This is a genomic window from Neisseria sp. P0021.S007, assembly GCF_051956855.1.
On sequence record NZ_JBQCXA010001229.1, the window covers coordinates 1 to 513 of the forward strand.

At 56.7% G+C, this 513-nt stretch carries 1 protein-coding gene; it reads right to left on the reverse strand.

All coding sequences use genetic code 11. The features are described from left to right. Positions 1 to 513: flavodoxin domain-containing protein (locus ACTHUR_RS18450; protein ID WP_440400214.1), on the reverse strand; the 513-nt coding region annotated here is incomplete at both ends.

Below are 513 nucleotides of genomic sequence, written 5' to 3' on the forward strand. Positions count from 1 at the left end.
GCCTGCGCCCAGTTCGGCAAATTTGGCATCAAAGTCTTTGCCTGCTTGGCAGAAGTTGGGATAGGAGGAGTCGCCAAGGCCCAATACGGCAAAGGTCAGTTTGCTGAAATCGGGTTTCTTTTTGCCGTAGATGAATTTGTACAGGGGCAGGGCTTCTTCGGGCGGTTCGCCTTCGCCTTGGGTGGAGGTAACCAAAAGGATGATGTCTTCGTCGGGCAGGGTTTTGCTTTTGAAATCGCCTGCGCTGCTGAGGCGGGCTTCTACGCCGGCGGCTTGAAGTTTGGCGTGTAAGGATTCGGCAACGCTGCGGGCATTACCGGTTTGTGAGGCGGAGAGGACTAATACGCGGCGGCTGACTGTCTGGACGGCTGTTTGCAGGGCAGATGGTTGGGTTGCTATACCGGATATGCCTTGGCTTTGCGCCCAGCAATAGCCGGAGAGCCATGCAAGTTGGGTGGGGGATAGGGTGGAGAGTTGGACGGAGAGTTCGGGTGGAAGCGGATTGGCTTGGCT